A 14,194-nucleotide genomic window follows, 5' to 3' on the forward strand; every position below is an offset into this window, starting at 1 on the left:
TTCAGGAGCACACGATTTTTCGTGTGCTCTTTTTATTCACATCCACATTTTCGTAAAAGCGGTTACATTTTTTTGAGAAATGTGCCCTTTTTTTGAAAAATAAGCAGTTTCGCAACTTGACGCGTGCTGCCAGATGGTGTATAGTTGAACCATCATTTAACAACGCAACGAAGTTAAATGATGACAAAATTTTTTTTAGCACATGGGTGCTACAGTACTAGGAGGAATTAAGCAATATGCAAAACGGTAAAGTAAAATGGTTCAACAACGAAAAAGGATTCGGCTTCATTGAAGTAGAAGGCGGAGACGATGTATTTGTTCACTTCACAGCAATCGAAGGAGAAGGATACAAATCATTAGAAGAAGGACAAGAAGTTTCATTTGAAATTGTCGAAGGTAATCGTGGACCTCAAGCTTCTAATGTTGTAAAACTCTAAACTCAATACAAGTTGACAAATAGAGGAGAGGCAAATGCCTCTCCTATTTGATTTTCATTTGAATTTCGATCGCTAAAATATTTTGTTTGCACCTCTGCTCAATCTCTTCAATATGCTTTTCCATTGATGGCTTTCCTTTTTTCGCAATATCCGCAAGTTCTTCTAAATCATTGTATATTTCTATAAATGTTTTGTGAAGGATTGATTTTAAGTCTTTATCATCCATAGCTGTGTTCCCCTTCTCTACCAAGATACCTCAAATAGTAAAACAGACCTACTCATTCAGGTTCAATAGTTATATCGGCTTATTTTTTATTTTATTTTCTATTTTGGCACATAAATTATAAAAAAACTCTGCAAAATAGTTGCGGAGGTGTTTTTTTGTGAACTCAGAATTTCATGATGAGGATCAGACTGGATTTACCGATAAACGGCAGCTGGAGCTAGCGGTGGAAACAGCGCAGAAAACGACCGGCGCCGCTACAAGAGGCCGAAGCTCAACAGTACTCAATTCAGCATACCAAGCCATCGAGGACGCCAGAGAGCTATCACTGTCTCAAGAACTGGCAGCTCTTGATGATCCTGAATTTGTACAGCAGCAACAGCAGCTGTTAGATGCCTGTCAACATCAGCTGGATGAATTCCAAAAATAAAACCGCAGCTTCTGCGGTTTTATTTTTTAGTGCTTAGTTAAGACATCTCCATATGACTTAAGCTTTTCACCCACTGTACATTTATTGATACAAAATGAATGTGCATATGTTTTGCCAAATTCCTTGCGAAACTGCTTCTTAATAAAACAGTCCTTGCAATATTCATCTTGCAGTTCTGTCAGTTCCTTATATATAGCTTTCTTATCCAATATTGTCATCTCCGTTACAGTCTAATTTCATGTGGCTTTCTACGTATTGATGAGATAGGATTTTTTTTGCGAGGCCATCAGCTTCCTGATTTTCTTTTCGCTGTATCGTTTCGTATGTCGGACTCAGCTTTAGTGACTCAAGAAGCGCTTCTATTTTATCAAGCCATTCATTATGGGAGGGATCATAGCAAGGCCAGCTGCCGTCAAGCTGGTTCAGCACAACAAGAGAGTCCCCTCTGATCGTGATTGAATTTCTGCTAGCTCCGAGCTCTCTTACTTCTCTTATTGCTTCATAAAGAGCGGCATATTCAGCTTCGTTATTGGTTTTCAGACGGAAGCTTTTATTTTTTCTTAAACGGTGGCGCGTCCCTCCCAATGTATAATAAATGACGATTCCGAGCCCGGCCAGCTGGCTTTCCTTATCGAAACTGCCGTCAAAATAAACGGTAATGTCATCGGGTTCATGCGCAAGCTCCTCAGTCAGCTTTTCTAATTCCTTCAGCGTCCAGGTGCCGCCCTTCTCATCTTCGAATTCAAGTTCCTTCATATAAGGAAAACGGCCGAGTTCCCTCGCAAGCATACGCGCTTCCTGAACAGTCAGCCAGTTTTCGCCCAAAAACGAGACAGGCCCTGTCCCTTTTGCTTCTATTTTCATGTGCGGTCTGAGATTCAATATAATCACCTTACCATTCATTAGTTGCCGGGCTTGTGCTATAATCAAACCATTCTTAACCCGGAAAGGAAGCTTCTTCATTTTGTTTAATAACTCTTTTTGGATCTTTTTTGCGATCATTCATTTTATCATTGTTCTTTTATTTTATAAAGGATTTGGCAAAATGGGTTTATTTGTGTGGATCGGCTTTGCAACAGTCTGTGCCAACCTTCAAGTCGTCAAAACGGTTGAACTGTTTGGCTTAACAGCAACGCTTGGGAATGTGATGTACGGCACAATCTTTTTTGCTACAGATGTGCTGAATGAAAAATACGGGCCAGCTGAAGCGAGAAAAGCTGTATGGCTCGGGTTTTCGACTCTCCTGACACTGACATTTGTTATGCAGGGCGTTTTGCTTTTCGAACCCGCTTCGAGCGATATTTCACAAACAGCGCTGGAAACGATTTTCGGTTTTCTCCCGAGAGTTGCTTTGGGAAGTCTGCTTGCCTTTATCTTCAGCCAAACACTGGATGTTTATGTATATTCGGCAATTAGAAGGATATTTCCTTCCGATCGGCTTCTATGGCTGAGAAACGGCGGCAGTACAGCAGTCAGCCAGCTGTTTGATACATTCATTTTTACCGGAGTCGCTTTTTTTGGCACATATCCGGCGGATGTTTGGCTTCATATTTTTATTTCTACATATTTGATTAAGTTTGCGGTTTCTCTGATTTCGCTGCCATATGCTTATGCGGCGAAAAAAATGATTCCGAGTGACGAAAGGAGTACATGATGCCTACAGAAATATATGTTGACGGAGCGAGCGCCGGTAATCCAGGGCCTTCTGGCATCGGCATTTTTATCAAACATGAAGGAAAAGCAGAATCTTTCTCGATTCCAATCGGAATGCATACCAATCAGGAAGCAGAATTTCTGGCGTTAATTGAAGGCATGAAACTGTGTGCAACGCGCGGGTATCAATCGGTCTCCTTTCGAACTGATTCAGATATCGTGGAACGCGCAGCCGATATAGAAATCGTGAAAAACAAAGCGTTTCAGCCGTTTTTGGAAGAAATCATCCGATTAAAATCAGCCTTCCCTCTTTTTTTCATCAAATGGATTCCCGGAAAGCAAAACCAAAAAGCCGATCAGCTGGCAAAAGAAGCGATTCGGATGAATGACAGGAATTAAATTAAGCAGTATGGTTCATCCTATTGATGAGGTGAACAAATATGAAAAAGAAAGATAAGGGCCGGCTTACCGGCGGTGTTTCCCCGCAAGGCGATTTAGAAGGAAATACACATAATGACCCCAAAACAGAGCTTGAGGAAAGAGCTAAAAAAAGCAATACAAAACGCTAGAGGTGATCTTACACGATCTCTCTAGCGTTCAGTTTTTCAAGCATACGCTCAATTCCTTTAATTTGATGGCGGCGAAGCATGACAGCCGCCTGCTCCATTTGCAATGTAAAAACAGCTTCTGTCAGCGTACAGACTAACGGAACCGAGCAGTTAATTTCAGCAAGCTTTCTCGATATTTCCAGGTCGCTTATACCTTGCTGAATTTTCCCCTGCTGTCCCTTTGGAAGAAGCGACAGATTCTCCAGCAAGCGGTCGATTGTTTCGTATTCACGAATCAGTTTATACGCGGTTTTTTCTCCAATGCCTTTTACTCCGGGATAATTATCACTGGAATCGCCCATCAGCCCTTTGATGTCAATTAAAGCCTTGGGCAGGACACCTGTTTCTTCGTAAAATACATCTTTTGTATACACTTTATAATTGCCGATTCCTTTTTGTAGCAGCGCAACGCTTACTTTGTCCGTTAACAGCTGAAGTAAATCCCTGTCGCCTGTTACGATCGTAATATCGGCTTCTTCAGAAAACATAGCTGCAAGTGTTCCAATGCAATCATCCGCTTCATATCCGGCAAGGCCAACATTCATGATGCCAAGTTCAGCGGCCGCTTCCTTTGCCAGATCAAATTGGGGAATCAGTTCAACCGGCGGCTGGCTTCGGTTTGCCTTATAATTCTGGAACAGATCATTCCGGTACGTTTTGCTGCCCATATCCCAGCAGCATACAACATGTGTAGGCTGAAATGTTTCCACGGCTGTGATTAAATGCTTCAAAAATCCGTTGACGCCGTTTGTCGGAACCCCGCTGTCATTTATCATAAAGTTGCGATGCACGGCTGTGGCGAAAAATGCCCTGAATAAAAGAGCCATGCCGTCAACAAGCAATAATTTATTTTTCATATGATAACTCCTTTTTCTATCAGTCGATCTATTTTACCATAAGTGACGCGAAAATAAAAAAACAGCATCTCTTGTATAGAGATACTGTTTTGGATGGTTCAATCAATCGTTGTGTCTTTTATTGCTGGCAATCAGCTTTTCAGCTTCACGTCCTGCGTAAGAGTCGAAATGGGTTTGAAACCCGTTTTTCTTTTTGGCATTGTTATTGGCCTGTGCATTTCTGTTACCCAGCTTTGTTCTGCCCAACATAAATCCCCCCTTACGTCGGATACATATAGTATGCGCGTAACGGGGGATCTGCACTCGAGGCAGGATCATCCAGCTTATGTGCGGCTGACGTATTCTTTGACCATTTCTTTTGATACCAGACGTCTAGTCGGTACGATGCCTTTCTTGGCCAGCTGATTCATCTTTTCTGTCACTTCATTAATAGCATCTGTTGAAAATGGCTCATCGTTTTTGCATTTCGCAACAGCTTCTTCAATCGCCATTTCACGAAGGTGTTCAAGCTGCATAAATGTTTTAATATGCTCGTGCTGTTTTGCAGAATGTGCAGAAATTGCTTTATGTACCTCAGACATCAATCGTTCATCTCGCTTTTTCTATTTAGTCTATCATGACTTGAAATGCAAGCCAACTGAATTTTTACATTTTTATTGTATCACCTGATCTCTGCCAAGTTATACATGCTTGATATGCTTCTTCTATCTCTTTCATACGTTCCCCTTCTGCGTATCCTTCTACATACGTATCTCTTTGGCCCTCTATTTGCGCCAATGCTTTTTCCGCCATTCCATACTGCAGGCGTCTGACATATTCAGCATAATGAGATATAAGGCTTTCTTCTTCATTTTTGATCCAGAGCTCCGTTATTTTCATAAGCTTCGTCCGCACCGCTTCAATGAAGCCTGCTTTTCCTTTCTGTTCAAAAAACTGCTTCGGAGATTTGATTTGTTTTTGTTCCTGTTCAAATGCACGTTCATCGATTTCAGGTTCAACTTCTTTCAGCTGTATGCTGTTAGAAAGCTGATCATCCGCATAAATGGAGAAATAACCGTCTTCCTTCAATGTGTTTTGACAGCTTTCCAGCCACTCTTCAGTGATATGCCGTTCGATAAAACCGCTCATTCGAATATCGAGCGTTTTGATCTCCTGAATATACTCAAATTGATATTCATGTAATACGGTTTTCATCGCCGCACCGATATTCTTTTTCCAGTCTCCATTTTGAAGACCTGGATGAAATGATGATTTTAACAAATCATTCGCAAAAAAGGACAAACGCTGTGTAATGTGATATAGCTGCTCCCTTGTATCCTTTTTTACTTTCTCAATAATGATTTCTGAATTGCGGCGTTCCTTGATAGCAGCAGCTGCCCGCTCAAACGATAATAGAAGACGCTTTTTTTGCGCTTCCTTTTCTTCTTTGGACTGATGCTGAGATTGATGAAGCTGTACGACCGTTTCACATAGTTTGTCTGCTTCTGAGCTAAGCTGTGCCGCAGCTGCTTTCTTTACATCGACCTCAATAAACTGGTCTAACTGTTCTCTTACTTTTGAGAACTGATTATGATTCGTTTTCGATTTTCCTAAGAGCTCTTCTTTACTTGACACATAAAAGAGCTGCGGATCATGAATTCCTTCTTTTAAAAGCTCTGATCTGACATAATCCGTGACTGTTTCGAGTTCTGCTTTATCTTTCGCTAGATCAGCAGCATTAATGACAAAAAACATTTTATCCATGCTGAGCGATTCTTTCACGAGTCCCAGCTTACGTAAAAATGAGCGGTCTCCTTTCGAGAACGAATGCTGGTAATAGGTCATGTAAAAAAACGCATCGGCATCCTTGATATATTGAAATGCAAGTTCTGTATGCCGTTTATTCAGACTGCTAGCCCCAGGTGTATCAACGATCGTAATTCCTTTTTCAGTCAGCGGGCATTTAAAATAAACGGTCACTTCCTTAACAGCACAAGCCGTTGTCTCCTCGGCTACATACGGTTTTAACTCGGAGAGCGGAATCGTTAATATCTTTTGGGCTTGAATGTATTGCTGATATTTTTCATAGGCAAGCAGGAAATGACTGATCATATTGATTTGTTCTTCTTGCAGACGCTCTTTTTTGATTGCCTTTTTCCATTTTTCCGCAAATGACCGTCCTTGTGGTTCCTCTTGCATTCCTGTGAGCTGCATGATTTCAGCCGTAATGTCATCCTCCGTCTTAAAAATGACATCCGCTGTTTTGTGGGATTTGCCGTTTACCGGTTTCGTTATTTTGTTAATCGTTGCTGTTGTCGGTGTCGGTGATGACGGCAGCACCCTTTCACCAACCAGCGCATTGGCAAATGAGGATTTTCCGGAACTGAATCCTCCAAATAGAGCAAGTGTGAATTTTCGGCCTTCCAGCCTTTTAATCCTTTCACGAAAAGCTGAGATTTGTTTTGACAGCATACGATATTCGCCCAATAGATCCGACAGTGTGTAAAAGCGTTTTATCTGATCTTGAAGCGGCAGCTCTTTCCCGCTTTTTATTTCTATTTTTTGGGTCTGCTGCTGCATATACTGTGCTTGGCTTTGTTTCTGTTCTGGAGCTTTAACCTTTTTTTTCTTCTTTCTAAACCAGTCCAGATCTATGTTTATTGGGCTTGCAGACGCCTCTTCCCAGATCGCCCACATGCGGCCGGCTTTCTCACGGGCATATTGTTCGTGACTGGCCTGTTTTTGAAGACAAGCCAGCTTTTCCGATTCCTGTGTGAGACGGCTATTGATCGTTTCCTGTTCTATGGATGCGCTCTGTTTTACCGTATCGGTAAGTGTCTTGATGATGTCTGATGCTTCAACTTTCGCCTCTTTACGGATCAGCTCTGCCAAATCTTTTGTATATTGCAAGACATATTCAGAAGAATAGGCTGCGCCTGGTTTGACTGCGCGTTCAATGATATCAACATGAAGCGGCGTGCGATAAGCCTGAATCAGCTTTTCACATTCAGCTGATTGAATACCAAATCCCTTGGCGAGCTTATGTAAGATATCTATGATATGCCAATCCGCTTCCGCTTCCGTTCTTTTTTTTATATCAGAGAAAAACTCATTTCTCCTTTTTTCTCTTTCCTGTGCAGTCTTTGCTTTTGAAAAGAAAAACCCAGTCTTAAAAGAGTGTTCACGTGATTCTAAGTAAGCTGCTGCCAATTCACGCATTTCAAAAGGCGTCAAATTAGCGTTTTTTAAAATTCGATTGACTTCCTTCTGCATCGTGCTTTCTGCCTCAATCGGTTTATTTGCTGCTTCGGCTGATTGAAACTGAAGGGAATCGACCAGTCGTGCTTGCTTTTCAAGCTGTTCTCCAGAACTTGGATTTTCCGTATCCTCTTTCAAGAGCATCTCTGTGTGCTCTCTCAATAAATTCTGAACTTTTTGTTCGGTAATGGAATGCAAATTTCTTTTTGACTGCTGTTCTATTCTTTTTAACTTTTTTCGCAGGATACCGATTTGATTGAATGGGTGATTCGGTTCCGTCACCGACGTGAAAAAGAGTGCATCCTCTGGAATTCCTTCTTGACAAAGCATCGCCTCCACTTGCGCCTTGTAATCTTCAAAGCGTGTCTCGGTCTCATCATGTCTGTCAATTTGATTAACGATAAAATATATATTCGGAATGCTGTCTTTGATTGACCTCAGAAACAGTACATTTTCCTCTGAATGGACATGGTTATAGTGAACCACGTAGAACAGCGCATCTGCCTGGTGAAGAATAGATGCCGCCGATAAAAAATGAGCCTCATCTGTTGAGTCAATCCCGGGGGTATCAATATATGCAACTCCTGGTTCGACTTCAGTATACCGGTCAAAAATTTCTACAGTTTCAATCTGCTCCCCATCCTTGCAATATTGCTGCACCTTGTCTTTATGATAGGCACCCTCCAGCTCCGCACACGCTCCGTCTGTTGTATGAAGACGAACTCGCTTTTCTCCATTTCTGATCACAACAAGATTAGCGCTGGTCGGAATAGGACTTGTCGGCAGAATATTTTCCATTAACAAGAAATTTAACAGTGATGATTTCCCTGCTGAATAATGCCCTGTAAACGCGATATAAATTTCATCATCTGCGGCCTTCTCAACAACTGAAGCCAGTTTTGCCGCTCTTTTTTCATCCTGGTTCTCAACCATTTGTTCATAGAGTACCCCAGTTTTGTACAAAAGTTCTTGCCTGCTGCGTTCTGTCATAAGTCTGAACCCCTTTGTGCCGTTTCTATTATGAATCTTTTTTGAAAGATCTGAATACATCTCACTTCCATTTTACACAAGAATGACCCAAATTTCTTTAAGAGAACAGAAAAAAGCTGCCGAAGACGGCAGCTTCTATAAAAGAAAATCTGCAACTTTTTACAAGTTCCAGATTGTTCAAACAGATTTATTAGAGATTCCTTTCAATACAAAACCAATTAATACACTATATGTACAAACCGCCCCAAGCAAAAACAGCATTGTCATTTGCTTCACCATCCTGATTGAGAATCTTTTTCATCTTCATTCTAACATGGATGAGAATGATATTCAATCTCTATTTTGCTGTATATTCGCGTAATGCTTGCTCCTCTGCACGTATTCTGACAGACAGCATAACGGCATTTAAAAGTGAAAACAGACACATGGTAAAGTACGCTTGATACAAGAGCGGAATCAGGATGATTTCTAATACGACAACCGTATAGTTTGGGTGCTTCAGCCATTTGTAAGGCCCTTTTTTGACAAGTTCAGCACCCGGAACGACAAGAATTTTTGTGTTCCAGTATGCTCCCAATGAACAAAGCGCCCAATATCGAATCGCTTGTACTGCCAATATAGCCGCTGCTATGCCTGACCACCAGCTTGAAGGCTGTTTGTGCAGCAGCAATACTTCCGTAATTAAAGACAGAAAAAAAAGAATGTGCATGGTGATGATATACGGATAATGCCCCTCTCCGCATTCTATCGCTCCTTGTTTTTTCACCTTTTGTTCGTTTCGTCTCGCCACAGCCATTTCCGCTGCCCTTTGAGCAGTGAGCACAGTAATCAACATCCAAAACATGAGTTATGCCCCCTTTTCCCAGCTGAACAGCAGCAATTCTGACGAAAATCCCGGCCCCAATGCACCGATCAGCCCCCGTTCTGCTTCGTTTTTACTTCCGTTCTGCAGATGGTGGTCGATCACATACAGAATGGTGGCAGATGACATATTTCCGTGTTTTTTCAAGATGGTTTGCGAAGACGCAAGCTGCTCAGGTGACAGTTCAAGACAGTTAATGTATGCATCAATGACTTTTTTTCCGCCAGGATGAGCCAGAAAGACCGTAATATCGCTGAATGAAAGCTGATGTCCATTCAAAAAATCCTGGACATTTGTTTTCAGCCATTTTTCAACCAAAGTCGGAATATCTCTTGAAAAAATGACTTTGAAACCATGGTCGGTAAAGTCCCAGCCCATAACATCTCCAGATTGTTTCATCAATACAGATTGCGAATCCGATATATTCGGCAAAAGCTGCAGCTTTGTCAGCCGGCGGTCTGCCTTCTCCCCGCATAATAATGCCGCTGCAATTCCGTCGCCAAAAAGTGATGTGCCGATCAAATTGCTTTTCGTTTTATCTTCTGGCTGAAATGTCAGACTGCACAGCTCAGCGGCAATGACAAGAACAAAAGCCTCCGGATATGCTTTACAGTACTCAGCAGCGCGCGCAAGTCCGCTCGCCCCTCCTGCACAGCCGAGTCCCCAAAGCGGAATTCGCTTCGTATAAGGAGAAAACGGGAGTTCATTCATCAGCCGCGCCTCGATGCTTGGTGTGGAGAGGCCCGTGCTGGAGACGAAAAAAACAGCATCCACTTTTTCATAAGGAATGGGTTCTTGAAGATAGGCTGCATTTGCGAGACACGTTTGAACAGCCCTGACGCTATGCTTGAGTGTTTCCTCTATATAAATTTGATTTTTTTCTTCAAAGTTGTGCCCTTCTTTATACCATTCAATGGGTCTCACAAATTGTCTCGATTCAATTTGCCCGTTTTTAAAGGAGGTTAACAGCCGTTCTATATCTTTAAAGGAATGCTGAAACATATATCTGGCAAACTCCGCCGCCTTTTCTTGATCCACATCATTCTCAGGAAGACTTGTTCCGATCGACAAAACAAATGCCATATGATCACCTCTTAGCATACATTGTGCCGCAACTTTCTTTTTTATATGCAAAAAACTCCGCCGTAGCGGAGTTTACACTGCTGTTTTTTGCTGATTGACATCAGCTTTCTGTTCTGTTTTTTCAGCTTTCGAAAACATATTATATATCATATTCAAGACAACAGCCGTAAAGCTGCCGGCAACAATGCCGTTTGTTGTAAGAAGCGTTAAGGCACTTGGAAGCTGTTTAAAAATGTCCGGCACAACTGTCACACCGAGACCTAGCCCAACTGAGCAGGCAACGATCAGCAGGTTTTCCTGCTTTGCAAAATCAATTCGGCTGAGCATTTTGATGCCATAAGCAATGACCATTCCAAACATGGCCACCATCGCTCCGCCTAACACGGCAGATGGAATGATTGTCGTAAAAGCAGCGATTTTGGGAAACAGGCCAAAAGCCATTAGAAGCACGCCTGTCACCACAATCACTGCATTTTTCTTGATTCCTGTCAACTGGACAAGTCCGACATTTTGAGAAAATGCAGTGTAAGGAAATGCGTTAAATATGCCGCCCAGCAAAACAGCCAGTCCTTCTGCACGATACCCTCTGGATAAGTCCTTTTCTGACAGACGGCGGTTGGTCAGATCGCCTAAAGCAAAGTAAACGCCTGTTGACTCTACAAGGCTGACGATGGCGACGATGGACATTGTAATGATAGGGGCCGCATGAAAAGACGGTGCGCCGAAATAAAACGGCTGAATCAATTGAACAAAGGCTGCGTCTGAGACATTATCAAATTGAACTTTCCCCATAAAATACGCGATAAATGTCCCAATCAAAATCCCGATCAAAATGGAGATGGACTTGATAAATCCTGTAGTAAAACGGTATAGAAGCACGATGATGCTTAAAACGATCAAAGCGAGAGCAAGATTAGAAAGATCACCGAAGTCCGGACTGCCTTCCCCGCCGGCTATATTATTCATGGCCACCGGCATAAGTGTAATACCAATGATGGTAACGACAGAACCTGTAACAACAGGCGGGAAAAACGAGACGAGCTTTCCAAAGAAAAACGAAATGAGAATCACAAGAATACCTGAGGCGATAATACTTCCATAAACAGCGGAAACCCCGTATTCGGAGCCTATCGCAATCATTGGTGACACAGCGGTAAATGTGCAGCCAAGCACAACTGGAAGCCCGATGCCGAAAAACCGATTGCTCCAAACTTGTAGAAGTGTAGCTACACCGCACATAAAAATATCAATCGACACCAAGTAGGTCAGCTGCTCCGCCGTCAGCCCCATCGCCTTCCCCACAATCAGGGGAACGACAATGGCGCCTGCGTACATGGCGAGCACATGCTGGATCCCTAGTGACAGCGTTTTGCCGAATCCGTTTTTCATGAACGAACCTCCTGTACAAAAGATACTTTTCCTTCTGCTAAAGATTCAATTCTCGCCAAAGATTCCACCCGATAGCCAAGCTTCACAAGCTCTTCTCTTCCCGGCTGAAAGGATTTTTCAATGACAATGCCAAGTCCCGCGACAGAAGCTCCAGCTTGCTTTACGATCGATGCCAGTCCAAGTGCTGCTTGTCCATTTGCCAAAAAGTCATCGATAATCAACACGTGATCCTGATCTGACAGATGATTTCCCGATACTGCGATTTGGCTTTCTGTTTGCTTCGTAAAGGAATATACAGACGATGTCAGCAAATTGTCAGTGAGCGTTAAAGACTTATGTTTTCTCGCGAATACGACTGGCACACCCATTTGTAAACCAGCCATTACGGCTGGAGCAATTCCGGATGACTCAATTGTAACAATTTTTGTTACTCCGTCTTTCTCAAATCTGGCGGCAAACTCGTCACCGATTTTCTTCATGAGCAGCGGATCAATTTGATGATTTAAAAAAGCATCCACTTTCAATACCTGATCTGATAAAACGACGCCCTCTTCTTCTATTTTTCGTTTCAGTGCTTCCATCCTGTCATACCTCCGTTCAGATAATAAAAAAAAGCATTACCCGCTCAAAACAAAGAGCAAGCAATGCTGAAATAACAAAAAACCGTATACGTCCGGTCTCATTGCTCACTCATAGTCGGACATTTACGGTGCCCGGTAGAAACTTGCGTGCCATATCCACGCGATTATATGAGTGTTCCTATCATATTGTTACAAATTATATCAAGATTCCAACCTCTTGCATAGATGAAAAATAAAAATTCCCGAACTTTAATTCTTTTTTCGAAAAGATCATTCGTTTTTCATGAATATTTCGATAATAAATTAGCCTGACGTTTGAAACGCCAGGCTTTTTCATTAAGATAAATACAGATTTGAGTATTTATTTTGCAAATAATCAATCAGGTAACGTACATTCAGCTCTTCACCTGTTGCTTCTTTAATAATGTCTAATGGCTTTTTCCGTTTTCCGTGAATGTGCACTTTTTCCGTCAGCCATTGTTTAATCGGATGAAACTCCCCTCTTTCCAAGAGAGTATCAAATTCAGGCAGATCATCGAGCATTTTATGTTTCAGCTGCGCTGCATACATATAACCAAGTGCATACGATGGGAAGTAGCCAAAATCTCCACCCGCCCAGTGAACATCCTGCAGGATTCCCTCTGCATCCTCAGAAGGAGTAATACCTAAATAATCCTGATATTTTTGATTCCAAAGGGTAGGCAGTTCTTCCACAGATACTTCATTGCTGAAAATCGCTTTTTCTATTTCATAACGAATAATAATATGCAAAGGATACGTCAATTCATCCGCTTCAACTCTGATAAATGAAGGTTTTGATTCGTTGACAGCCCTAACAAAATCATCAAGCGATATGTTGCGGAACTGTTCAGGAGACGCTTCTTGTATTTTCTGATAGTATGGTGTCCAGAAATGCTTGTTGCGTCCAATAAAATTCTCGTAAAATAGTGACTGAGATTCATGGATTCCCATTGAAGCACCATCTGATAAATTCGTCCCGCTCAGCGCTTCGTCAATATTTTGCTCGTAGATCGCGTGACCGCATTCATGAATTGTTCCAAAAATAGCCGTCCGGAAATCTTTTTCATCGTATCTCGTCGTCACCCGAACATCCCCGCGGTTCATTGTCGTCGCAAATGGATGAACGGTTTCATCAAGCCTTCCGCCGTCAAAATCGTAGCCGAGCTCTTGCAGGAAATAAAGGCTGAGTTCTTTTTGTTTTTCCTTAGGGAACACTTCATTGATAAAGCTTGTATCCGGCTTATTCCCTGAGGCTGACACTTGTTTAATAAGAGGTATGATCGCTTCTTTCAGTTCAGAAAACAGCTGATCAAGCACCTTGACCGTCACACCCGGTTCAAACAAATCAAGCAATGCATTATAAGGATGCTCTTCATAACCCCAATATTCAATAAATCGTTTATTGTATTCGATCAGTTCCTCCAAATAAGGGGCAAACAAACTGAAATCAGATTTTCCTTTCGCTTCCTCCCACGCCGTCTCAGCCTTAGAACAAAGAATAACATATTCCCTATATTCTGCTTCAGGGATTTTTTTGTTTTCTTCATACTCTTTTTTCGCCAGCTCTACAGCCTTTTTCGTATCTTCAGACAAATCATCAAACCGTTCATAAAGCACATCAATAAGCTCCTTCATTCGATCTGATGTCTGAATATTGAATATATCTGTTGAAAGCTGACCGATGCTTTCAGCACGGTCCTCTGAGCCATTTTTCGGGGCGCCTGTTCTGGAGTCCCAATGCATTAAGGCAACCGCTTCACTATAATGTGAGATTCTCTTTAAAAGATCAAAAAATTCCTTTTCGTATGTATGTATCTCCATAT

The 14,194-nt window shown here is 42.1% G+C and carries 19 protein-coding genes and 1 riboswitch; of the genes, 6 read left to right on the forward strand and 13 right to left on the reverse strand.

All coding sequences use genetic code 11. The features are described from left to right. Nucleotides 1-92 precede the first annotated feature (92 nt). Nucleotides 93-221 (forward strand): hypothetical protein, encoded by a 129-nt coding sequence (locus HC660_RS10845; protein WP_128568482.1) that lies wholly within the window; start codon nt 93-95, stop codon nt 219-221. A gap of 15 nt (nt 222-236) precedes the next feature. Continuing rightward, on the forward strand, nt 237-437 hold the full coding sequence (cspD, locus tag HC660_RS10850; RefSeq protein WP_003153604.1) for a cold-shock protein CspD: 201 nt from the start codon (nt 237-239) through the stop codon (nt 435-437). A gap of 43 nt (nt 438-480) precedes the next feature. Here the strand turns inward: cspD and degR are convergent, their stop codons facing one another. Next, nucleotides 481-663: a transcriptional regulator DegR gene (degR, locus tag HC660_RS10855; protein WP_010334663.1), complete on the reverse strand. Its 183-nt coding sequence runs from the start codon at nt 661-663 to the stop codon at nt 481-483. A gap of 157 nt (nt 664-820) precedes the next feature. Here degR and HC660_RS10860 point away from each other — a divergent pair, with 157 nt between their 5' ends. Beyond that, nucleotides 821-1,090: a DUF2564 family protein gene (locus tag HC660_RS10860; protein WP_010334664.1), complete on the forward strand. Its 270-nt coding sequence runs from the start codon at nt 821-823 to the stop codon at nt 1,088-1,090. A gap of 26 nt (nt 1,091-1,116) precedes the next feature. Here the strand turns inward: HC660_RS10860 and HC660_RS10865 are convergent, their stop codons facing one another. Then, nucleotides 1,117-1,299, reverse strand: coding sequence for a zinc-finger domain-containing protein (locus tag HC660_RS10865; protein WP_024121802.1), 183 nt, complete (start codon nt 1,297-1,299; stop codon nt 1,117-1,119). Further along, nucleotides 1,292-1,972: a ribonuclease H family protein gene (locus HC660_RS10870; RefSeq protein ID WP_168748091.1), complete on the reverse strand. Its 681-nt coding sequence runs from the start codon at nt 1,970-1,972 to the stop codon at nt 1,292-1,294. The genes HC660_RS10865 and HC660_RS10870 overlap by 8 nt, the downstream gene beginning before the upstream one ends. Before the next feature lie 82 nt (nt 1,973-2,054). Between HC660_RS10870 and HC660_RS10875 the strand changes: the two genes are divergently transcribed. From HC660_RS10875 to sspL, 3 genes are read left to right on the forward strand one after another with little or no spacing between them, the layout of a single operon-like run. Next, nucleotides 2,055-2,744, forward strand: coding sequence for a queuosine precursor transporter (locus HC660_RS10875; RefSeq protein ID WP_024121804.1), 690 nt, complete (start codon nt 2,055-2,057; stop codon nt 2,742-2,744). Then, a complete protein-coding gene (locus HC660_RS10880) occupies nt 2,744-3,142 on the forward strand; it encodes a reverse transcriptase-like protein (RefSeq protein WP_010334669.1) in 399 nt (132 codons plus the stop codon). Before HC660_RS10875 ends, HC660_RS10880 begins: the two co-directional genes overlap by 1 nt. Nucleotides 3,143-3,183: 41 nt before the next feature. After that, entirely contained in the window at nt 3,184-3,312 is a 129-nt protein-coding gene (gene sspL / locus HC660_RS10885) for a small, acid-soluble spore protein L (RefSeq protein ID WP_010334670.1), read from the forward strand. 8 nt (nt 3,313-3,320) lie between these two features. Here the strand turns inward: sspL and HC660_RS10890 are convergent, their stop codons facing one another. The 10 genes from HC660_RS10890 to ypwA form a co-directional block, all read right to left on the reverse strand. Next, nucleotides 3,321-4,208, reverse strand: coding sequence for a 5'-3' exonuclease (locus tag HC660_RS10890; RefSeq protein ID WP_168748092.1), 888 nt, complete (start codon nt 4,206-4,208; stop codon nt 3,321-3,323). A gap of 102 nt (nt 4,209-4,310) precedes the next feature. Further along, nucleotides 4,311-4,457, reverse strand: coding sequence for a protein YpzF (locus HC660_RS10895; protein WP_003230761.1), 147 nt, complete (start codon nt 4,455-4,457; stop codon nt 4,311-4,313). Between the two features lie 74 nt (nt 4,458-4,531). Beyond that, nucleotides 4,532-4,789 carry a YpbS family protein gene (locus HC660_RS10900; protein WP_010334673.1) on the reverse strand — a complete coding sequence of 86 codons (258 nt, stop codon included), beginning with the start codon at nt 4,787-4,789 and terminating at the stop codon, nt 4,532-4,534. 64 nt (nt 4,790-4,853) lie between these two features. Further along, nucleotides 4,854-8,435, reverse strand: a complete 3,582-nt coding sequence (gene dynA, locus HC660_RS10905) for a dynamin GTPase (protein ID WP_168748093.1) — start codon at nt 8,433-8,435, stop codon at nt 4,854-4,856. Nucleotides 8,436-8,612: 177 nt separating this feature from the next. Further along, nucleotides 8,613-8,702 (reverse strand): Fur-regulated basic protein FbpC, encoded by a 90-nt coding sequence (gene fbpC, locus HC660_RS10910; RefSeq protein ID WP_100069434.1) that lies wholly within the window; start codon nt 8,700-8,702, stop codon nt 8,613-8,615. Nucleotides 8,703-8,772: 70 nt separating this feature from the next. Then, nucleotides 8,773-9,279 carry an alkylpyrone methyltransferase gene (locus HC660_RS10915; protein WP_010334675.1) on the reverse strand — a complete coding sequence of 169 codons (507 nt, stop codon included), beginning with the start codon at nt 9,277-9,279 and terminating at the stop codon, nt 8,773-8,775. Between the two features lie 3 nt (nt 9,280-9,282). Beyond that, nucleotides 9,283-10,380, reverse strand: a complete 1,098-nt coding sequence (locus HC660_RS10920) for a type III polyketide synthase (RefSeq protein WP_010334676.1) — start codon at nt 10,378-10,380, stop codon at nt 9,283-9,285. Nucleotides 10,381-10,452: 72 nt separating this feature from the next. Beyond that, the gene (gene pbuX, locus HC660_RS10925; protein ID WP_168748094.1) at nt 10,453-11,769 is read right to left on the reverse strand and encodes a xanthine permease PbuX; all 1,317 of its coding nucleotides are present in this window, start codon (nt 11,767-11,769) and stop codon (nt 10,453-10,455) included. Beyond that, nucleotides 11,766-12,350 (reverse strand): xanthine phosphoribosyltransferase, encoded by a 585-nt coding sequence (gene xpt / locus HC660_RS10930; protein WP_010334678.1) that lies wholly within the window; start codon nt 12,348-12,350, stop codon nt 11,766-11,768. The genes pbuX and xpt overlap by 4 nt, the downstream gene beginning before the upstream one ends. Before the next feature lie 92 nt (nt 12,351-12,442). Beyond that, a riboswitch (purine riboswitch) is annotated at nt 12,443-12,542 on the reverse strand. A 144-nt stretch (nt 12,543-12,686) separates the two neighbouring features. After that, nucleotides 12,687-14,192: a carboxypeptidase gene (gene ypwA / locus HC660_RS10935; RefSeq protein ID WP_010334679.1), complete on the reverse strand. Its 1,506-nt coding sequence runs from the start codon at nt 14,190-14,192 to the stop codon at nt 12,687-12,689. Nucleotides 14,193-14,194: the final 2 nt, after the last annotated feature.

The organism is Bacillus mojavensis, assembly GCF_012648005.1.
Lineage (GTDB): Bacteria > Bacillota > Bacilli > Bacillales > Bacillaceae > Bacillus > Bacillus mojavensis.

Excerpts from the sequence above, each read along its gene's own strand:
- HC660_RS10890 (WP_168748092.1), bottom strand. The coding sequence starts at position 4,208 with ATGAAAAATAAATTATTGCTTGTTGACGGCATGGCTCTTTTATTCAGG.
- sspL (WP_010334670.1), top strand. The coding sequence starts at position 3,184 with ATGAAAAAGAAAGATAAGGGCCGGCTTACCGGCGGTGTTTCCCCGCAA.
- pbuX (WP_168748094.1), bottom strand. The coding sequence starts at position 11,769 with ATGAAAAACGGATTCGGCAAAACGCTGTCACTAGGGATCCAGCATGTG.
- xpt (WP_010334678.1), bottom strand. The coding sequence starts at position 12,350 with ATGGAAGCACTGAAACGAAAAATAGAAGAAGAGGGCGTCGTTTTATCA.
- dynA (WP_168748093.1), bottom strand. The coding sequence starts at position 8,435 with ATGACAGAACGCAGCAGGCAAGAACTTTTGTACAAAACTGGGGTACTC.
- degR (WP_010334663.1), bottom strand. The coding sequence starts at position 663 with ATGGATGATAAAGACTTAAAATCAATCCTTCACAAAACATTTATAGAA.
- HC660_RS10895 (WP_003230761.1), bottom strand. The coding sequence starts at position 4,457 with ATGTTGGGCAGAACAAAGCTGGGTAACAGAAATGCACAGGCCAATAAC.
- fbpC (WP_100069434.1), bottom strand. The coding sequence starts at position 8,702 with ATGACAATGCTGTTTTTGCTTGGGGCGGTTTGTACATATAGTGTATTA.
- HC660_RS10880 (WP_010334669.1), top strand. The coding sequence starts at position 2,744 with ATGCCTACAGAAATATATGTTGACGGAGCGAGCGCCGGTAATCCAGGG.
- HC660_RS10915 (WP_010334675.1), bottom strand. The coding sequence starts at position 9,279 with ATGTTTTGGATGTTGATTACTGTGCTCACTGCTCAAAGGGCAGCGGAA.
- ypwA (WP_010334679.1), bottom strand. The coding sequence starts at position 14,192 with ATGGAGATACATACATACGAAAAGGAATTTTTTGATCTTTTAAAGAGA.
- HC660_RS10920 (WP_010334676.1), bottom strand. The coding sequence starts at position 10,380 with ATGGCATTTGTTTTGTCGATCGGAACAAGTCTTCCTGAGAATGATGTG.
- HC660_RS10900 (WP_010334673.1), bottom strand. The coding sequence starts at position 4,789 with ATGTCTGAGGTACATAAAGCAATTTCTGCACATTCTGCAAAACAGCAC.
- cspD (WP_003153604.1), top strand. The coding sequence starts at position 237 with ATGCAAAACGGTAAAGTAAAATGGTTCAACAACGAAAAAGGATTCGGC.